This window comes from Pricia sp., assembly GCF_041745955.1.
Lineage (GTDB): Bacteria > Bacteroidota > Bacteroidia > Flavobacteriales > Flavobacteriaceae > Pricia.
The window spans coordinates 1-18519 of record NZ_JBGTHY010000296.1 but is presented as its reverse complement, the minus strand read 5'-3'; the positions used below and the strand labels follow the sequence as shown (position 1 = coordinate 18519).

At 46.2% G+C, this 18519-nt stretch carries 11 protein-coding genes; 5 read left to right on the top strand and 6 right to left on the bottom strand.

Annotation, left to right across the window (positions count from 1 at the left end):
• Nucleotides 1–937 (bottom strand): MFS transporter (locus ACEW8S_RS10885; RefSeq protein ID WP_373518179.1); only part of this gene is annotated, 937 nt, incomplete at its 3' end.
• 21 nt (nt 938–958) lie between these two features.
• Complete coding sequence (locus ACEW8S_RS10880) at nt 959–2116, bottom strand: glycoside hydrolase family 26 protein (RefSeq protein WP_373518178.1); 1158 nt, start codon at nt 2114–2116, stop codon at nt 959–961.
• Between the two features lie 183 nt (nt 2117–2299).
• Between ACEW8S_RS10880 and ACEW8S_RS10875 the strand changes: the two genes are divergently transcribed.
• A complete protein-coding gene (locus ACEW8S_RS10875) occupies nt 2300–3175 on the top strand; it encodes an AraC family transcriptional regulator (RefSeq protein ID WP_373518177.1) in 876 nt (291 codons plus the stop codon).
• 2 nt (nt 3176–3177) lie between these two features.
• On the opposite strand, the gene ACEW8S_RS10870 is transcribed toward ACEW8S_RS10875, so the two are convergent.
• From ACEW8S_RS10870 to ACEW8S_RS10855, 4 genes are all read right to left on the bottom strand, one after another.
• Complete coding sequence (locus tag ACEW8S_RS10870) at nt 3178–4134, bottom strand: sugar phosphate isomerase/epimerase family protein (protein WP_373518176.1); 957 nt, start codon at nt 4132–4134, stop codon at nt 3178–3180.
• Between the two features lie 42 nt (nt 4135–4176).
• On the bottom strand, nt 4177–7470 hold the full coding sequence (locus ACEW8S_RS10865) for a VCBS repeat-containing protein (RefSeq protein ID WP_373518175.1): 3294 nt from the start codon (nt 7468–7470) through the stop codon (nt 4177–4179).
• Nucleotides 7471–7559: 89 nt separating this feature from the next.
• The gene (locus ACEW8S_RS10860) at nt 7560–9107 is read right to left on the bottom strand and encodes a RagB/SusD family nutrient uptake outer membrane protein (RefSeq protein WP_373518174.1); all 1548 of its coding nucleotides are present in this window, start codon (nt 9105–9107) and stop codon (nt 7560–7562) included.
• A gap of 11 nt (nt 9108–9118) precedes the next feature.
• Nucleotides 9119–12241, bottom strand: a complete 3123-nt coding sequence (locus ACEW8S_RS10855; protein WP_373518173.1) for a SusC/RagA family TonB-linked outer membrane protein — start codon at nt 12239–12241, stop codon at nt 9119–9121.
• A 301-nt stretch (nt 12242–12542) separates the two neighbouring features.
• Between ACEW8S_RS10855 and ACEW8S_RS10850 the strand changes: the two genes are divergently transcribed.
• The 4 genes from ACEW8S_RS10850 to ACEW8S_RS10835 all read left to right on the top strand — a co-directional run bounded on the left by ACEW8S_RS10850 (nt 12543) and on the right by ACEW8S_RS10835 (nt 17590).
• Entirely contained in the window at nt 12543–14435 is a 1893-nt protein-coding gene (locus ACEW8S_RS10850; RefSeq protein ID WP_373518172.1) for a DUF1080 domain-containing protein, read from the top strand.
• Nucleotides 14436–14633: 198 nt separating this feature from the next.
• Nucleotides 14634–16601 carry a plastocyanin/azurin family copper-binding protein gene (locus ACEW8S_RS10845; RefSeq protein ID WP_373518171.1) on the top strand — a complete coding sequence of 656 codons (1968 nt, stop codon included), beginning with the start codon at nt 14634–14636 and terminating at the stop codon, nt 16599–16601.
• A 98-nt stretch (nt 16602–16699) separates the two neighbouring features.
• The gene (locus ACEW8S_RS10840) at nt 16700–16957 is read left to right on the top strand and encodes a hypothetical protein (protein ID WP_373518170.1); all 258 of its coding nucleotides are present in this window, start codon (nt 16700–16702) and stop codon (nt 16955–16957) included.
• Nucleotides 16958–17020: 63 nt separating this feature from the next.
• Nucleotides 17021–17590, top strand: a complete 570-nt coding sequence (locus tag ACEW8S_RS10835; RefSeq protein ID WP_373518169.1) for a glycoside hydrolase domain-containing protein — start codon at nt 17021–17023, stop codon at nt 17588–17590.
• The last annotated feature ends 929 nt before the right edge of the window (nt 17591–18519 follow it).

The window sequence follows — 18519 nt, the reverse complement described above, 5'->3', positions numbered from 1 at the left end:
GAAAGGTCTTTTTCTTTCCGAACCTATCGGATACCGTTTTCGCCATGACCACGCCCACGATATTGGCCGCTTGCCCCAAGACCAGGTACAGCGTACTGAACGTGATGGAAATTTCAAGGATCGGCAACATAAAGGCGTCCTGATTTTCAAAATAATATTTGAAATAATAAATAGTGGAGCCATCCCGAAGGGAATTAAAGATTAAAGAGGAAACGCCTGCGCCCAAAAGGATGAACCACGGACCGTTGCCGGCCAGATTTTTGAGGTCCGCCTTCAAAGAGGTCTTTTGCTCCCTGGGCGGCCGGATCCTTTCCTTTGTCAAATAAAAAGTGCCATAAAAGAACAAGGCGGCGATGACGGCATAGATGACCATGGTGTATTGCCATCCCTGCTGCGGATTTAAGGTGTCTACATTGAAGTTGCTAAAAAACTCGACCAAGGGCTCTGCGGTAGCCAGCACGAGAATACTACCCGCAAAGGCAAAGATAAAACGGTAGCTCGCGAGCGCGGTACGGTCTTTTAGGTTCGAGGTCATCACCCCCAAAAGGGAGGAATAGGGTACATTCACCGCCGTATATATGATCATCATAATGCAATAGGTGACGTATGCGTAGACCAATTTGGCCGGGGTATCAAAATCAGGGGTCGTGAACAGCAGTACCCCGATCACGCCAAAGGGAATGGCCATCCACATCAGATAGGGCCGGAATTTGCCCCATTTGGTACTCGTTCTGTCCGCGATGACGCCCATTATAGGGTCGTTTGCGGCATCGAAGATCCTCGTTATCAAGAACATGGTGCCGACCATCGCGGCGGTAATACCGAAGACATCGGTATAGAAAAACAGTAGATAGACCGAGAACATTTTCCAGAACATCGACGAGGCAAAATCGCCGAAGCCGTAGCCCACTTTTTCCTTGAGTTTTAGTTTTTCCATGGTCGGATTTTATAGGGTCGGTTATCGTATTTTTTTCACTTCGTCAAGAAACAGTACATGCGGTAGGTTTTTAAAACGTACAAAATCCTCACTGCTGCCTTGGCCCGTAAAAGGCGCAAAATAGTGATCCGGCCAGGCATTTCGCCAAAACAGGGCCCATGCGATACCAGTGTCGGCCATTTCCTTGTCAAAAACTTGGGTCCACCAATCGGGGACGGGAATCGTGTTGAGTCCCACTTCCGTCAGGGCATAGGGCATATCTTTTTCGAGCGCTATTTTTTTAAGTAGGGGGATGTCCCTTCGCAATTTTTCCACGAACTCCTCGGTAGTGCCGTGCTGGTAGATGTCGAGTCCGAGCATATCCACATAATCATCACCGGGATAATAGCGTAGAAAATCTTTAGCGTCGTTCAGACCATTGGGCGAATAGGCGTAAATTACGTTATGGACTCCGAATTCCTTGGATAAAATATCCACGGTTTCCCGCCAAAGGGTCTTGTATTCTTCAGGAGTACAATTTCCTTCGCCCCACCAGAACCAAGACCCGTTCATTTCGTGGTAGGGGCGAAAGACCACCGGAATGGCATTTCCTCTTTTATCCCTTAAATCGTTCAAAAAATCCGCCACTCGCAACAGCCAGGCGCGGTACGGGGTGTGCAAAGAACCGCCTTTGATTATATGTTTTACCACCGCTGTAGTGTCCCATGTACTGCCATCGGAAATCGGGTTGTCGGCGTGCCAGCTAAGGGTAATGATGCCACCTTTTTTATGGGCCTTTTGGATCAGGGCCTTCATCTGCCCAAAATTGACCGTATCCAGATTTTGGATATTGCCCAGTTCCAGATGCCCGATATCAAAACCGTAGACCGCTGGATAGTCCCCCGCAACATCGTTGACATCGCTGCGATATTCCCGGCCCGCATTTTTCCATCCCATGCCATAGGCCGTAGCATCTTGATGGCCGAAAGCGTAGCCCTGTTTGGCCATTTCCTTTATCCTATTAAAAAGATACTTGGTCTCGGGGGTAGCCTGCGCATCGGTCAAAGAGGCATCTTTTTTCATAAGCGCGGTGGTCGATTTACAGGATTGTACGGACACTAAAATCAGGAATAGTATCGAAAGACGGGCAACCCGATTATTTCGAAAGATACAAACAGCTTTATTGAAGTATATTGTCATACACGGGATTTTTATTACCTTGGGAATAATTGCTTTACATTGCAAGGGTATTAAAAAGCTAGCTTTGAAGTTACCGAATCCGTAATTATTTCGAGATTCGTCAACACCAAAGATAATTGTTGCCTGTTGTACCTATTAATCCTATTTTATCAATTTGCATACTGATTTATCTCTTATGCCGCTATGACCGAACCCAATGTACATCGTGAAATAACTCCGCTGACCTCTCAGGACTGTTTTTTAGTCTTTGACCGGACGAAGGAAATTTTTACTTTTCCAATTCATTTTCATCCCGAGATCGAACTCAATTTTATCGAAAATGGCAAGTACGTGCGAAGGGTTGTGGGCGACAGTCTGGAAGAAATTGGGGACTTGGAACTGGTTTTGGTCGGATCAGGACTGGTACACGGCTGGGAACAGCACAAGTGTACCTCGAAAAAAATCAGGGAAGTGACCATACAGTTCCATAACGATCTTTTTGACAAGAATTTTTTGGGAAGGAGCATCATGAAGCCCGTTAAGGATATGTTCGGTAGAGCGGCCCACGGTATTTTGTTTTCCGAGGAATCCGCCAAAACTATGGCCCCGCGAATCAGGAAGGTTTCAAAATTAACGGGGATAGATTATTTTTTGGAACTACAATCCATCTTCTATGATCTTGCCATATCGAGAAATCAGCGTTTATTATCGACATCAACGGTGCAGTTGGAAGATTTTGAAAACAGCGATAAACTGAAATCACTATACGATTATATACAAGAAAATTACGCCGATAAAATTACCTTGTCGGAAGCATCCGATCTATTGAACATGAGCGGCGTCTCGTTTAACCGATTCATGAAAAAGCGGACGGGAAAGACCTTTGTGGATTATCTTAACGCGGTCCGGATAGGCTATGCTTCCCAAATGCTAGTCGAAAAGGATTTGGGCATATCGGAAATCGCCTATAAATGTGGGTTCAACAATATCGCCCATTTTAACCGGATATTTAAAAAAAACAAGGGAGATACCCCATCTAAGTATCGGGAGGATTTTTCGGGGATAAAAAGGGTGCTTTAGCTTTACAACAACTTATCCAACAAAGATTTCGTGGCTTTAATGCCTTCGTTTTCCGCTAGTCCGTCGCCTTCATACTCAATACTCACATAGCCTTCAAAATTTGAATCTTTAATGATTTTCGCCATACGTTCGAAATCGATCTTTTCTTCAGATCCGTCGGCATCGAAGGAATACGATTTCGCGCTTACCGCTTTGGCATACGGTAATAATAGATCAACACCTTTGTAGCGGTCGTAGGTATGCTCACCGTCCCAAATTTTAGTCTCGGAATACTTGAAATTGTCAAAATCGACCATGGTACCAATATTGGTCTGGCCCGTTGCCTTAATGGTTCGGATCAGCCATTCGGGATGGCTCGACATGCCGCCGTGGTTTTCTATGATGACATTCAAGTTGACTGGTTTTGCCAGATCACAAAGTTTGGAAAGTCCTTCTGCTGCCAGTTTCTGTTGTTCTTCTTCAGTTCCCTTGCTGTGGGCATTGACGCGAATGGAATGACAGCCTAAAATGGCCGCTGCCGCCAACCATCTTTTATGGCGTTCTATGGTTTGTAATCGTTCCTTTTCTTCAGGATGACCTAAAAAACCTTCTTCATCTACCATAATCAAAAGGTTTTTGACGCCCACATCGGCACTTCGATTTTGTAATTCGGTGAAATAGTCCTCATCCTTACGATAAAAGAAGGTATTGACATACTCCACGGCCGCGAGACCGAAGCGTTCTTTGGCGACTTTTGGAAAATCCAATGGATCCAAAGTACCTTTCAGAACCTTTTCAGGTTCGGTCGCCAACCATTTTTGCCATTGCCTGTAATCTTCTTTGCTGTTGCCGAACTGTTCGCGGTGCAGAGCCCATTGTGAAAGGGCTAATTTCAGTTTCGGGGTTTTAGGCGTGTCGAAATTCATCATAAACGGGGCTATTAGAATTGAACTTGATTTTAGAAAGTTTCTTCGTTTCATAACTCTTCTACCAATTTAGTGGAGAAGCTTAGGATGATACTTCTAGTGCTTTTTTCCGATTTTGACAAACTGAATGTCAGCACCGCTTTTGGCCGCTGCTATATATTTTTGATTATGGATGGTTAGTATTGAAATATCCTTTACATCACCCGGAATATACAATCCACTTTCGTTGCTGTCAACGGGCGTAAAATCACCTTTGCCGTCGCCTTTCAAATAGAGGCCGATACTCGAATCGTTTCGGGTCGTCTCGATTTCGGAGGCATATAAATTTCCGGCGATGACCAGATCTTTAAATCCGTCCCCATCGATATCTCCGGAAACAATTTGGTTTACCGATGAAAATTGGGCTTCGTTAGGTAATGCGGTAATCTTGAATTTTCCATGGCCCAGATTCTCGATGTAACTGCTGGCAAAGGTCTTTGCCTGATAATGGATTTCCGCATCTTCCAACTCCTCTTTTCCATAGACCTCTTTGACATCGGCGACGGCGAAGGATTCGTAGTTTTCGAATTTTACGGAAATCGATGGCATTTGTTGTGACGAACACGATCGGCCGCGTACCGGAAACAGTTCCCCGAAATTGTAATAGCTCAACACGATATCCTTTCTATTGTTGTTATCAAAATCATCGGCGAAAACTTCGAAGGGTTCCTCTGGGGTGGCCTGGTATTTGTAGTTCAAGCCTAGATTGCCTGCGACAAAATCCATATCGCCGTCGTTGTCGAAGTCGTCCTGTGCTAGGCTGAACCACCAGCCGTTGGTGTTGTCTAGTCCGGTGTCGGTAGTTACGTTCTTAAAAGTGTCGTTTTCATTGGCGTAGAAAGAGATGGGCATCCACTCGCCGACCAGGACTAAATCTAAGGTAGAATCTCCGTTGAAATCCGTCCAGATCGCATCGGTGACCATGCCGAGGTCTTTAAAATCGGGCGCTACAGTTTCGGTTACATCCTCGAAAACGCCCTTGTTGTTTTTTAGAATATAGCTACTATTTGGCCAAGGGTATTGGCCGGGCACCAATCTACCTCCTACAAAGAGGTCGAGATCACCGTCGTTGTCATAATCCGCTGCGACAGTCCTTGAACCGCTGGACAACATTTTGGGTAGCCTATCCGGTGCCTTTTTAAAATTTCCTTTTCCGTCATTGAGGTAAAGTCGGTCTTGTAGTTCGGGAGAATCCGGTTTGAATTCGTTGCCGCCGCTGACCACGTATAGGTCCTGATCACCGTCATTGTCGCAATCGAAAAAGAGGGCACTCATATCCTCCGAATTTTTATCCCGTTCCCAAACCGAGGTGTTCGATTTGGAGAATTTCCCTTCGGAATTCTGCATGAACAAAACCCCGGCCTGTTTGGCCGCACCCCCGATATAAAAATCGTCGAGACCGTCACTGTTGACATCGGCCACCGCTATTCCCGGCCCCAACTTCGAGGTCTGGTGGGGCAAGAGCGGTTGTAACAGGTAATCATCATATTGGTTTTCTTTGTGCATAAATGCAACGGAGAGGCTATCGTTGTTTATGGTTTGGAACCACTTCTTTTTCCCTTTGGTTTCTACTGCTGTGACCGCGGCAGTCTCATAATCGATATCTATGGTTTGGTTGGATGGGATATTCTTTTCCGTGGAAATTTTACCGTTCGGCCAAACGACTTTTAGATTCGCCACAGCTTCCTGATTTCCGAGGCCAAAATGGAGTTCTGGGGCCATCGAGGATTGAAACCCCCGGGTCAATGTGAGTTCTTGCATTTGCTCGCCGACCTTCGTGGAAACATACACCTTGGCGCCCAAACCATTTTTGTTTTCGGAAGCACCATTTAGTCGGATTTTAAGGTAATTATGGTCTGCCGGATTATTGTTTCGATATACCGTGGCCGTCTGGTCGATATTGTTGATGACCAGGTCTTGATCACCATCGTTATCGAGATCGGCGTAAACGGCCCCGTTGGAAAAGGTCTTTTCGTCAAGTCCCCATGCTTCCACGTTATTTTTAAAAGTAAGGTCTCCCTGGTTCCTAAAAACGTAATTGGCTATTTTTTCAGAGGGGATATTTTGTACCTCGTCCCCGGAAATCGTTTTGTTGAACCGCAGTTTTGAACTGAGTTTCTTAAAATAATCGCGATTGTTGATGTCCCTGCGGGTCCCGTTGGAGATAAAAATATCCTTCAACCCGTCGTTGTCCAGATCGGAAAAAAGGATAGACCAGGACCAATCGGTAGTGGCAATGCCGGCCATACGCGAAACCTCGCTAAAATTCAGGTTGCCATCGGGGTCCAAACCACGATTGAGCTGTAGGCTGTTCTGCATATATTGGTGGCCCAGGTCATAATCGATCATTTTGGTAAATAGCAAAGGGTTCATGCTGGCCATATTGGCTTTTAGCCTACGGTTGTCCTCAGGGGTCATGTCGACTTGGCCGATATCAAGTAGCCCGTCGTTGTTGTAGTCGGCGATATCCGCGCCCATGCCGTATTGCGAGGTGTGCCTAACCACGGACTGCGAAACTTCGTTAAAAGTACCGTCCTGATTGTTGAGGTACATATAATCGGGCGAGTCAAAGTCGTTGGAAACGTAAACATCCTTCCAGCCGTCATTGTTCAGGTCGCCCACGGTGGCACTTAGGGAAAGCCCGTAATTCAAAATTCCAGCCTCTTGGGTAACATCGGTAAAAGTGCCGTTGCCGTTATTTTTGTAAAGTATATCCGATTCGTCCAAGGTCGGATTTTTGACCTTGTGCCCATAAAATTCTACGGGACTACTGAATTTTGCAATGGGATAATTGGCTACATAAAGATCCAGGTCACCATCGTTATCATAATCGAAGAATGTACTTTGCGTAGTATGCCCGTCATCGTCCAGTCCGTACGCTTTGGCACTTTCGGTAAACCTCAGATCGCCGTTGTTGATGTAGAGTAGATTCCTTCGGTCATCCCCTTTTCCGGAAACGCTTACATAGATGTCCAAGAAAGAATCGTTGTTGATATCAACCATAGTAGTGCCGGTGTACCAACGTTCGTCGCCGGATACTTGGGCCTTTTCCGTAATATCCTCGAACATTAAATCACCTCTGTTTAGGTACAGTTTGTTCGGTCTCATGTTGGCGGTAAAGAACAAATCGATAAGGCCATCGTTGTTAAGGTCTCCCGCAGAGATGCCCCCGCCCATGTACATATAGGGATAAGTAAAGTAATTAAGACTGTCCGTTTCTTGAATATCATTGGAAAACAGGATGCCCGTCTCGGCAGGGTCGAGCAGGCTAAACTGTTTTTGATCTGTTTTTTCCTTTTGACAGGAAAGCAAGATTGACAGTGACGCTAATACAAATAGGATGCTTCTCACAATAAAAAGATAAAAAAGCCAAAAAAGAGCCTTCGATGGATACAAAGGCCCTTTACAATTAACTAACTCAAAAAACTAACTCAACTTTTTTAATACCCCGGATTCTGTGTAAGGTTCGGATTGACATCCAATTGTTCTTGGGGTATGGGCATAAGATCTCTGCCGGTGGGTACGGTAATGCCAAATTCCTCTTGAAGATATCGAACATGTTCTCCCGTGCGTCTCATCAACCACCACAAAGAGAATTCCCCGGCCAGTTCATGGCGGTATTCCGAAATGATATTGTCGATCATACTACGTGTTGGGGCTGCAGTCAGCCCTCCGCGGTTTCGTACTTCCATAAGCAAATCCATGGCCTTGGCGTCGTTGCCAGTTTTATGGTAGGCTTCCGCCAGACTTATCCGTGTTTCACCATATCTTAAAAGAATCAGGTTTTGGCCGCCGAAGATATTCGGACCGTTCCAGCCGTTTACTTTGGGGTTTCGCCACATTTTAACATTATAATACCCCTCCCTACCTGGTAAGCCATCGGCGCCCAACCATGGATTCTCGACTGTACCAACTGTATTAATACCCTCAAATTTTTCCTGTACATTGGGGTAATCGGAGATGTTGATCAACGGATCGGGATGCTCCTCACCCGGCCCGATTACCGACCAGGTCCTTCTTATATCACCTGCCTCAAAAGAATCGTATAGGGCCTTTGCAGCTGCGGAATAGCCGCCGCCATTGCCTGCTTCATTGGGCATGGAAAAAGATTGGATAAAGGTTACATTATCGCTTCGGCCCCAACTCAAGTCGCCCGCCTCGTCGTAAAGCTGCACCTCAAAAATGGATTCCTTTCCATTTTTATTGGCATCGGCGTGGATGTCGGAAAAATTTTCCTCCAATTGATAATGCTCCTCTAGGGCTTCATAGGCAGTTATCGCTTTTTCGTATTCCCCGAGCCACATGTACGCGCCGCCCAAATAGGCGTAAGCGGATCCCCTGGTCATTCGGCCCTGATTGGCATCATCGTATTCCCAGGGAAGTAATTTTGCCGCTTCCTCCATATCCGCAGCTACTTGTTGAAAAACTTCGTCTTGTGTATTTCGGGGGGCAAAGGCATCAACATCACCTGTTGGGGGATCTACCACTACAGGCACCCCACCAAAATTAGAGGCCAAAAGGGAATAAAGCACCCCGCGTATGGCAAGGCATTCGCCTTTCAAACGATTGCCCAGTTCAGGCTCGATATTTCCGGCAGCAATGGCAGGCTCCATGTAAAAAAGGGTAGTGTTGGCTCTACCAATGCCACGGTAATTTTGGATCCACATATTGTTGAAAGCCCCGAATGTTGGGGGAATCTCGAAGGTTTGAAAAAAAGTGTCGGCACCGACGTTCAGATAATCCTGGGTCAAAAAGTTCGCCGGATAGAATACCGCCTTTGTCATATATTCCAACGGGCTTGCCTGAAACGTATCATAAACGCCGTTTACCGCGGCGACTATTGTTTCCTCCGACCCATAGACAACTTCGTCGCTTAGCCCATCGTACTTTTCATCCTGCAGAAAGCTGTCGGAACAACCGAACATGCCGATTACGACAAAGGAGATTACCACCTTGGTCAATCTGTTGTTTTTCATTTTATGTATCATAGTTATTTTTTTTAGAATTGAAGATTGACGCCCAAAGTAAAAGATCGGGTTATGGGGTAGGCACCTGTATCAATGCCCCTTGTCTGTACCCCGGAATTACCATTGTTGTCCGAAACCTGTCCGATTTCTGGATCCCATCCGCTATAGCCCGTTAAAGTTACCAAATTTTGGCCGCTTATATAAATTTTTGCGGAAGCCATGCCTAAATTTTCTATCAAGTTGTTCGGTAGGCTATATCCCAAGCGTACGTTTCGCAACCGTAGAAACGAGCCGTCCTCTACATAATGATCCGAGACCCGGTTGTTTTTATTGACATCGGCTATTACCGCTCTCGAATAGGTGTTCGAGGGGTTGCTCGGCGTCCAGTGGTTATTATAATATGCTGTGCTGATGTTCGAATAGGCATTATCAAGGCCATAGCCGCCGAAGGTTTCAAGTTCGACGCGGGAAAAGTTCAGGATTTCGTTGCCATAGGTGCCATAGATATCCATTTGTAGGTCAAAACCTTTGTAAGCGGCGTTCAGGTTCATTCCCCCATAAAAATCGGGAAACGGACTGCCGATGACTTCCCGATCCTCCCCGGTTATAAAACCATCGTTGTTGAGGTCCTTGAATTTTCGGTCACCTGGAGCGGTCGAAGCCGATTGGTATACCCCGATGTCCGCAGGGGCGGCGGCGTTCAAAGCATCTATTTCCGCCTGTGTCTGAAATATACCGTCGGCACGGTAGCCATAAAAGGTACCGACATTGTTACCCACATATGACCGGGTAACCCCTTGCCAGTTATCCACAAATCCGGGTGCAAATTCGGAATTGAACACGACATAATCGTTGACACCGACCAATTCGGTAATGTTGTTCTTAATGGCCGTAAAGTTGGCCGATACGTCCCAGGTAAAGTCCCCATCGAATTTTCGGTAACCCACCAAAATCTCAAAGCCCTTGTTGGTCACGTTGCCGCCGTTGACCGATTGGGTAGTAAACCCTGTTTGCGAGGGGATGGCCTGTTGAAAGAGAAAATCCGAAGCCTCTTTGTTGAACCAATCCGCGGTCAGGTAAAGGCGGTTGTTCAAGAATTCGGCCTCAAGCCCAATATTGGTCTGTATCTGTCTTTCCCATTTCAGATTTGGGTTTGATAAGGATACCGGTTGCAAGCCCTGAACAGGACTTCCTCCCAATACGTAGCCCGCATCGTTACTACTATCCCCATTGTCATAATTGGCCAAGAACTGAAAAGCTGGGATACCTAAAAAGCTGCCCGTTTCTCCCCAGCTACCACGCAATTTCAATACGTCGAAAAAACTGTCTTCCATAAACGCTTCCTCATCGACGTTCCAGCTCAGTGCGAAGGACGGGAATATCCCATAAAGGTTATTGGCGCCAAAATGGTCGCCGTTACCGTCCCTTCTAACGGTGGCGGTAAGATAATATCTGCTGTCATAGCTGTAGTTCAATCGCGCAAAAGTACTGGCCAGGGTACTGGTACCCCAAGTGCCGCTTTGATCGGTGATGGTGGCCGCCTGTGAAAGATCTCGGATATCGTTGTTCAAAAAACCTTGACTATTTACCCTAATGTTCTTGTATTTGTTTCTTTGTGCCGAGAGACCTGCCAAAACATCTACTTTATGTTTGTCAAATTCTTTATTGTACTGAACAATGCCTTCCGCGATGTATTCGTTCGCGGTATTCTGGGTAATGTTATAGGAAGCATTCGGATTATTGTCCCTACCACCGTTATTATAGGTGGGACTAAAACTCCATCCCGCATAGTTTTGTGATTTAAAGCCAAAATTGCCCTTGGCGGTGAGATTGGGAAGAAAATCATACTCAAGGCTAAAGTTGCCGAGCACTACATTTGTGCCATTATCATTGTCGGGCCGCAAAGCACCTGCAAGTGAATTTGAACTTGGCGCAATCAGTTCCGAGTCTGTAAAAGCCCCAAAATTACCGTTTCCGTCGTAGGGCAGGTTGGTGCCTGTACGGTCGTCTAGATAGGGTACATTGGCGAAAACTTTTAATAGGTTGAAATAGCCGGCGCCCAAATTTTGGAATTTTTCACTGTAGGCATATTTAAGGTCCGTCTTAAGTCTAAGCTTGTCCGAAAGGTCGGCATCAAGGTTCAAGCCTACGTTATACCTTTTATACGAAGAGGCCAATACCACCCCGTCCTCATCCAGAAGACCAGCGGTGAAGGCCGCCCTGAGTTTTTCGCCACCCCCCCGTACACTTATGTTGTGTCCCGTTCTGAAAGCAGTATTAAAAGCATAGTCTTGCCAATCGATGTTCCGCAAAGCACCGGGGCTACTCCATTCCGGTAAGACCGCTTTTTCTTGTTCCGCACCTAGTTGGTTGGCAAAGGTCGCAAAGGTCTGGGCATCGAGAAGGTCGATGCTTTTTGGTGCGAGTCGAACTCCAGTCCAGGAATCAACGGAAACAATCAATTTATCACGGGTTCCGCCCTTTGTCTCGATGATGACTACCCCGTTGCTCGCACGAACGCCGTATAATGCAGCGGCCGAAGCATCCTTTAGTACCGAAATCGATGCAATGTCGTTTGGATTTAAAAATGAAATATCCTGAGTGGGAAATCCGTCAATCACATAGAGGGGAGTGGTATTTCCGAACGAACCAACACCCCGTATATTAACGGAAACCGAGGCACCGGGGGCACCGGAATCTTGGGTTACGTTTACACCTGCCGTCTTACCCTGAATGGCCTGGTCCACACTGGTATTCGGAAAACTGGTGATGTCATCGGATTTTATAAGGCCGACCGCCCCGGTCAGATCCTTTCTAGTCGAAGTACCGTAAGCCACTACCACGACCTCATCCAAGGCCTGTGCATCTTCCTGTAAAGTAACCGTAATGGTCGCTTGGCCGTTAACGGGAATCTCCTGGGCCAAATACCCTACATACGAAATGGACAGAACGGCATCTTCACCGATATTGTCCAAAGTAAAATTTCCATCAAAATCGGTCTGTGTTCCGGTGGTCGTTCCTTTGACCACTACGCTGGCACCTGGCAGCGGTCCCGTTTCATCGGACACCGTTCCAGACACGCTTTGCGCCTGTATAAAGCCGCAAAATATAAGTAGCCCTAAAAAAAGGGAATTTTGAAATAATCGGTTTTTCATAATTTGAGTTTACGTGTTAGTTATTCGTTTTTGAGTCTGAAGTGCTTCCTTTTTGCAATTGGTAATTTGATAGTATACCCTCCTTAGAATTATGGAATATCCAGAATAACATGCGCTATTTAAGACATTCCAAAAATAAAGCTAAGATTAAGTTAATGTTAACGGAATATTGTCAGTTACCGATACGATTTTTACAGGGATGCATCCGGTAAGCGAAAAAGTTCTTACTTTGGCAATGGATTTTTATTCGGACGTACCCTGTCCTTCAAAACAGTTCCATAACCAATCCAAATAAATTAAAATGAAAAAATCGATCATTTTCGCAGTGCTAATTTCCCTCTTTTCATCCTGTTCCGAGGAAAAAGACGAAACTGCCTCCACGGCAACAAAGGAAATTATCCTTCCCTTTCTGCCTTTCACCGATATCGCGTTGGATAACACCTCAAGTTTTGCGGATGTCACCAAAAACTGGAAGATATCCGGGGATGTCTATGCGGACCGTTCCAGGGAAAACACTTTGATAGCTTCGGATGGAGAGGGCATCTTGGTCAACCAACCCGACGAACAAAATAAGGGACACCTGTTTACGGACTTTGAGCATGGTGACATGGAACTGGAAATCGATGTGATGATGCCCAAGGGATCCAATTCGGGACTCTATTTTCAGGGAAGATATGAAGTACAGCTTTTGGATAGTTGGGGCGTCGAAAAGCCGCAGCATAGTGATATTGGTGGAATCTACCACCGCTGGGACGATAGCCGGGGCGAAGGAAAAGAGGGATACGAAGGCTATGCGCCCAGGATCAATGCGGCCAAGGCACCGGGACTATGGCAGCATTTTAAGATCATTTTCCATGCCCCAAAATTCGACCGTTCTGGCAAAAAAACGGACAACGCCGAATTCGAGGAGGTCTGGCTGAACGGGGTGCTGGTGCAGAAGAACATTCAATTGACAGGTCCGACCCGTGCCTCCGCCTATGATGACGAAAAGGCGAAAGGGCCCTTGATGGTTCAGGGCGATCATGGTGCGGTCGCCTTAAAGAACATGAAGTATAAACTATATGACAATAAAAGGGTCGGTCTTGCCGGCATGACCTTGAAAGAATATGAAAGCGATTCCCTTATGCTTCGGAACTTGGATAGTCTGGAGGTGATTCGAGAGGTGGCGACCGACACGATCTCAGCGGCCATGGCATCGGGCAAGAATCCCCAAAAAATATTGAGCTATACGGGGAAGATGGTCGTTCCCGAATCCGGGGATTATCTGTTCGACTACAGGATCAATGAAGGCGGTGGTATCCTGATTATCGATAAGGATACCGTTGTAAATTTGGATGGCGATTATAAATTGGATTCCCTGGGCGTTGGCATAATGAAGTTGACCAAGGGGGAAGTGCCCTTTCAGTTGATCTACAACAAACACAAGTATTGGAAACACGACTTTAGCCTTGAAGTCGAGGGGCCGGGCCTTCAAAAACAGGCCTTGCATGCCCCAAGTTCCGTGGGCCGCACCGGCTTTCTGCCCGAGGATATCATGATGGTCGATGTAGCCGATGAAGTCGAACTGCAGCGTAGCTTTTGGATGCACGATGGCAAAAAACGCACCCATGTCATTTCCGTAGGGACGCCACAGGGCATCCATTATGCCTACGATCTGGTCAACGGAGCCTTGTTACAAGTATGGAACGGCGATTTTTTCGACGCTACCGAAATGTGGTTGAACCGGGGTGAAAAACAGCTGGGCCTACCTGCCGGGTTTACGGTATCCTTCCATGGCGACCCTGAATTTGCCGCATTGTCAGAGGAAGATGCCCCATGGCCGGAAGATACATCCGATTTTGAGGACTTTACATCCACAGGATATACGCTGGATTCCGAGGGTCTACCTTCGTTCAAGTACACGAAGGGAAGTACTTCTATTTCCGATAAAATGACACCTTCCGAAGATAAACGCTCCCTCACCCGGTCGATCACCGCTACAGGTTCCATGCCGCTTAGCCATAAAATTGCGGAAGGCGTACACATCGCCAAACTGCCTAACGGCACTTTTATCGTGAACGACGAAAGCTATTATATCAACTTCCCAGATGCTGCCGCCTTAAAACCTGTGGTGCGAAAAAACAGCGGGAACGACGAACTGATCGTCAATGTTCCGGGCGGGGACAACGTTCTTACTTACACGATAACTTGGTAAAATTTTACAGGCATGAAACTTCCATCACCCCACAATTTAAACTTAAACCGAGGTACTACGAAACACGAATAATTAATGTAAAAATAAAAGAGAATATAGACTAAAGTACTGCGATAGTTCTGTAGAATAAAAATTTCCGTCTTTTTTCCCTAATCTGTTCACTTTGTTCAAATAACGTTTCAACTGAATATATTCGATATGAAAACTTCCTATAAAACAATAGCGTCCATCGTCCTATTACTTATTAGTATAGGATTATCCGCCCAAAAGCCTTCGGCCACGGCCCAAAAAGAGGCCGAATATTATAAGATTGTCGATGTCCCAATACCCGATGATATCGAGCTCGAAGTGGGCGGACTTGCGCTCAACGACTATGACCGCTTGGGCGTTTCCACGAGACATGGGGAAGTATGGTTGATCGACAAGCCCTATTCCCAAAAGCCCGTTTACAACAGATTCGCCCAAGGCCTGCACGAACCTTTGAGCCTTACCTTTCGCGACGGCAGCTTCTATACCGCACAAAGGGGCGAGTTGACCCGCTTGATAGACACCGATAACGACAACAAGGCCGAGGTTTATGAGACCATCTATTCGTGGCCGTTATCGGGCAATTACCATGAATATTCATACGGACCGAAATTTATGGACAATGGGGATATGTTAGTTACGCTGAACCTTTCATGGATCGACCATGGGGCCAGTCTGGCGAAATGGAGAGGCTGGCTCTTGCAGATTACTCCCGAAGGAGAAATGACGCCTATCGCAACCGGACTGCGATCGCCATCGGGATTTGAAATCAATAGCGACGGGGATGTTTTCTACACCGAAAATCAAGGAGATTGGGTAGGCTCGGGCCGGATGACCCATCTCGAAAAAGGGGATTTCGCCGGGAACCCCGAAGGTCTGGTCTGGAGCGGGGAACCGAATTCCCCCTTAGACTTGAAAATGGAGGATGTCGAGCGCGAATCAGGCCTCAGCCTTTACGAATATTCAAAAAAAGAGCCTGCCTTAAAAGCCCCTGCGATATGGTTTCCGCATACCATTTTGGGCATTGCCACTTCCGATATTCTATATGACACTTCAGGGGGCAAATTCGGACCTTTTGAGAGCCAGCTTTTTGTGGGCGATCAGGGCCACAGTATCATTACCAGGGTCTTTATGGAAAAAGTGAACAGCGTGTACCAAGGGGCGGTCTTTCCTTTTGTGGAAGGGTTTTCATCGGGCGTCCTTCGCATGGTCTGGGGCAGTGACAATAGCATGTTCGTCGGGATGACAAGTCGCGGTTGGGGTTCCACGGGTACCAATCTCTTCGGATTGCAACGTTTGGTATGGACCGGAAAAACGCCCTTCGAGGTCAAGACCATGAAAGCCAAGGACGACGGTTTCGAGCTCGAGTTTACCAAGCCGGTTAACAAGTCCGTTGCCGAAGATCCATCCAGCTACGAGATGACCACTTTCAACTACAAATACCATTATAATTATGGTAGTCCCATCGTTGACCAACAAAAAGGAATGGTAGAAAAAGCCGAAGTATCCGAAGATGGACTTACCGTCAAGTTGATGCTGCATGGCATGCGTTTGGGCTTTATCCATCAGTTCAAGATGGCCGGTATAAAATCGAACAAAGGGGAAAAATTGCTACACGATACCGGTTATTATACCTTGAACGAGGTGCCGGGCGGGGAGCTGAAATCCCCGGCCATGAAAACTACAGCCGATGCGTCGAAAGGCATCGTTCAGGAAAAACGGGTCAACGAAATGCCGCTGACCTGGGCCAACGGTTTTGACGAACAGGTTGTAATAGGAACCAAACCAGGACTGAAATACGATATTGAAGAGTTGACCCTTGAAGCCGGTAAAAAGATAGAATTGACCTTCAACAACAATGACGACATGCTACACAATCTCGTGGTCACCGAAAAGGGAACAGCGTCGGTAGATAAAGTTGCCGATATGGGTCTACGTATGGGGCTTGACGGCGCCGATTATAATTACGTTCCCGAAACCGATCTGGTCATCGTTCATACGGGCACTTTGGAACCACGAACCTCCGAAAAAATCTATTTTGAAGTACCCACCGACCCCGGCGTATACTGGATGGTATGTACTTTTCCGGGGCATGGCGCTTCAATGCGGATCAAAGTGATTGTTACGGGGAGTTCGTAAGGCCAAAAAACGCTCGAATGGCTAGCAATAATTTGACAAACCTTGCCATTTTTCTGCTTCCAAAGTAATCCCCTAAACAAAAGAAATGAGAAAGATCTATGTATCCTTTAATTATCATCTTCAGTTTACAGATCGCCATTGCCCAAAAAGCCCCTAACGATTATGTAACCGAGATAGTTGATGTTCAGTTCAAAAAACTCGGCGCTACCGAAATAGAAGGCGCGATTACCTTTAAGAACGGCTATGTAGACGAGACCACGGTCTACTTCCGGTCGCGATTCAACAAGGCGTTTAAAAGTGTAGACGGATGGCAATCCGCGGCCTACACCGGCGAAACGACCAATTATGGTGTCTGATTCCGTAGAGAATTCGAGCTGACGGAGGATGTAGCTTCGTTTACCGGAAAAGCCAAAAGTGGGGTGATCATACATTTTGAGACGGCGGAAGGCGAACAGATTACCACTTCCACCGGACTTTCATTTGTCAGTTCCGAAAACGCCGCACTAAACCTAGAAACAGAACTTGGCCCGCTCGACTACGATTTCGATAAGGTAGTAGCCCAATCCAAAAAGGAATGGAACGCCCTTTTGGGCAGCGTCGAAGTAAAAGGCAAGGATTCACGAATGGCCGCCAACGATTTTTTCAGCACCTCGCCCTATACCGCTTGGCTGGGCGAAGAAGACGAAGGCCAAATGGGCGCGCTGTACAACCTGCTGTCCATAGGGCTTTTTGAAATGAAGGCCGGTTGTTCCGTAGCACCCTATTATGATCTGAGCAGTCCCGTTTTCGATGTGATAACCATCCATTTAGATCAAAAGTACTATCCGGGAGAAAAATTTACCATAAAAGTAGCGAACAACTCCCCCGAAAATGATTTTATTCAATCGGCTGAATTAAACGGGAAGAAACTCCAAGAACCAAAAATATTGCACAAAGATATTGTAGAAGGGGGTGAATTGACTATTGATTTGGGGGTTGCGCCGAACTAGGGGTATTGGTAAACCCAAACCCCTTGGGGCAATAAACACTTGGTGCATGATATCCTTCCCAATAAAAACGCGCAGTATCAAAAATCGGATAACGTAAATGGATGCGATGATCAATATACTGACAATGGCTACGTTCAGGCTCAGTAACGATGTGAGCACCATGGTGACACCGAAGATCACAAAGAAAAAGGTACAAACCACGAAGGCAGTTTCCATGGTAATGATTTGTAGCTCGTGATAGACCTGTTTCATTTTTTTCTTTTCTAAAAACACTTTCGCCTTGCCCGGAAAGAACAATTTTAGGTTGGTGATGACCAGACCGAAAACCAAGATGATGATCAAAATAGATGCATCTTTTTACCTATGGCATGCAGCAAGCGCAATACCGCGATCAGCAGAAACTCTTTTGCTTAACTTTTGATCCTTTGAAAAATGAGCACCAGGGCGTAACTGGCAACGATGGCTATAATAGCCGAACTGTAGGCCGATTCCCAAAACGATGAGCATCAGTTCCGAAGGGATATTGGTTTTTTTGGATATGCCGTTGAAACAAAAAGAGAGAATAAAGAGAGAATGACGATTACCGAGGCACCGATAATTAGATTATATGAGGATAGTATTCCCATGGTTGGTGGTTTGGAAACGTGAGAATGCTTCAATAACAACGATATATATAATAGGCTATTGTGGAAACCAAAAAAATTGTATATTTGCGCCACTGAAAGAATTACGAAAGTATTCATGAGGGGGACCATATAGTCCTCTTTTTTATTTCCGGGACTTTCTTGCGGCTCTATAAACTGGAGATTCATTTAGGGTAAGTTTGGGAAAGTACGATGCGGTCGGTATTTGTTGAAAACAGTATGCTATGTTCAAGGATAAGGTAAAAACGCTTTTAGAGGAAGCCTTAGACGACGATACATCCTTAT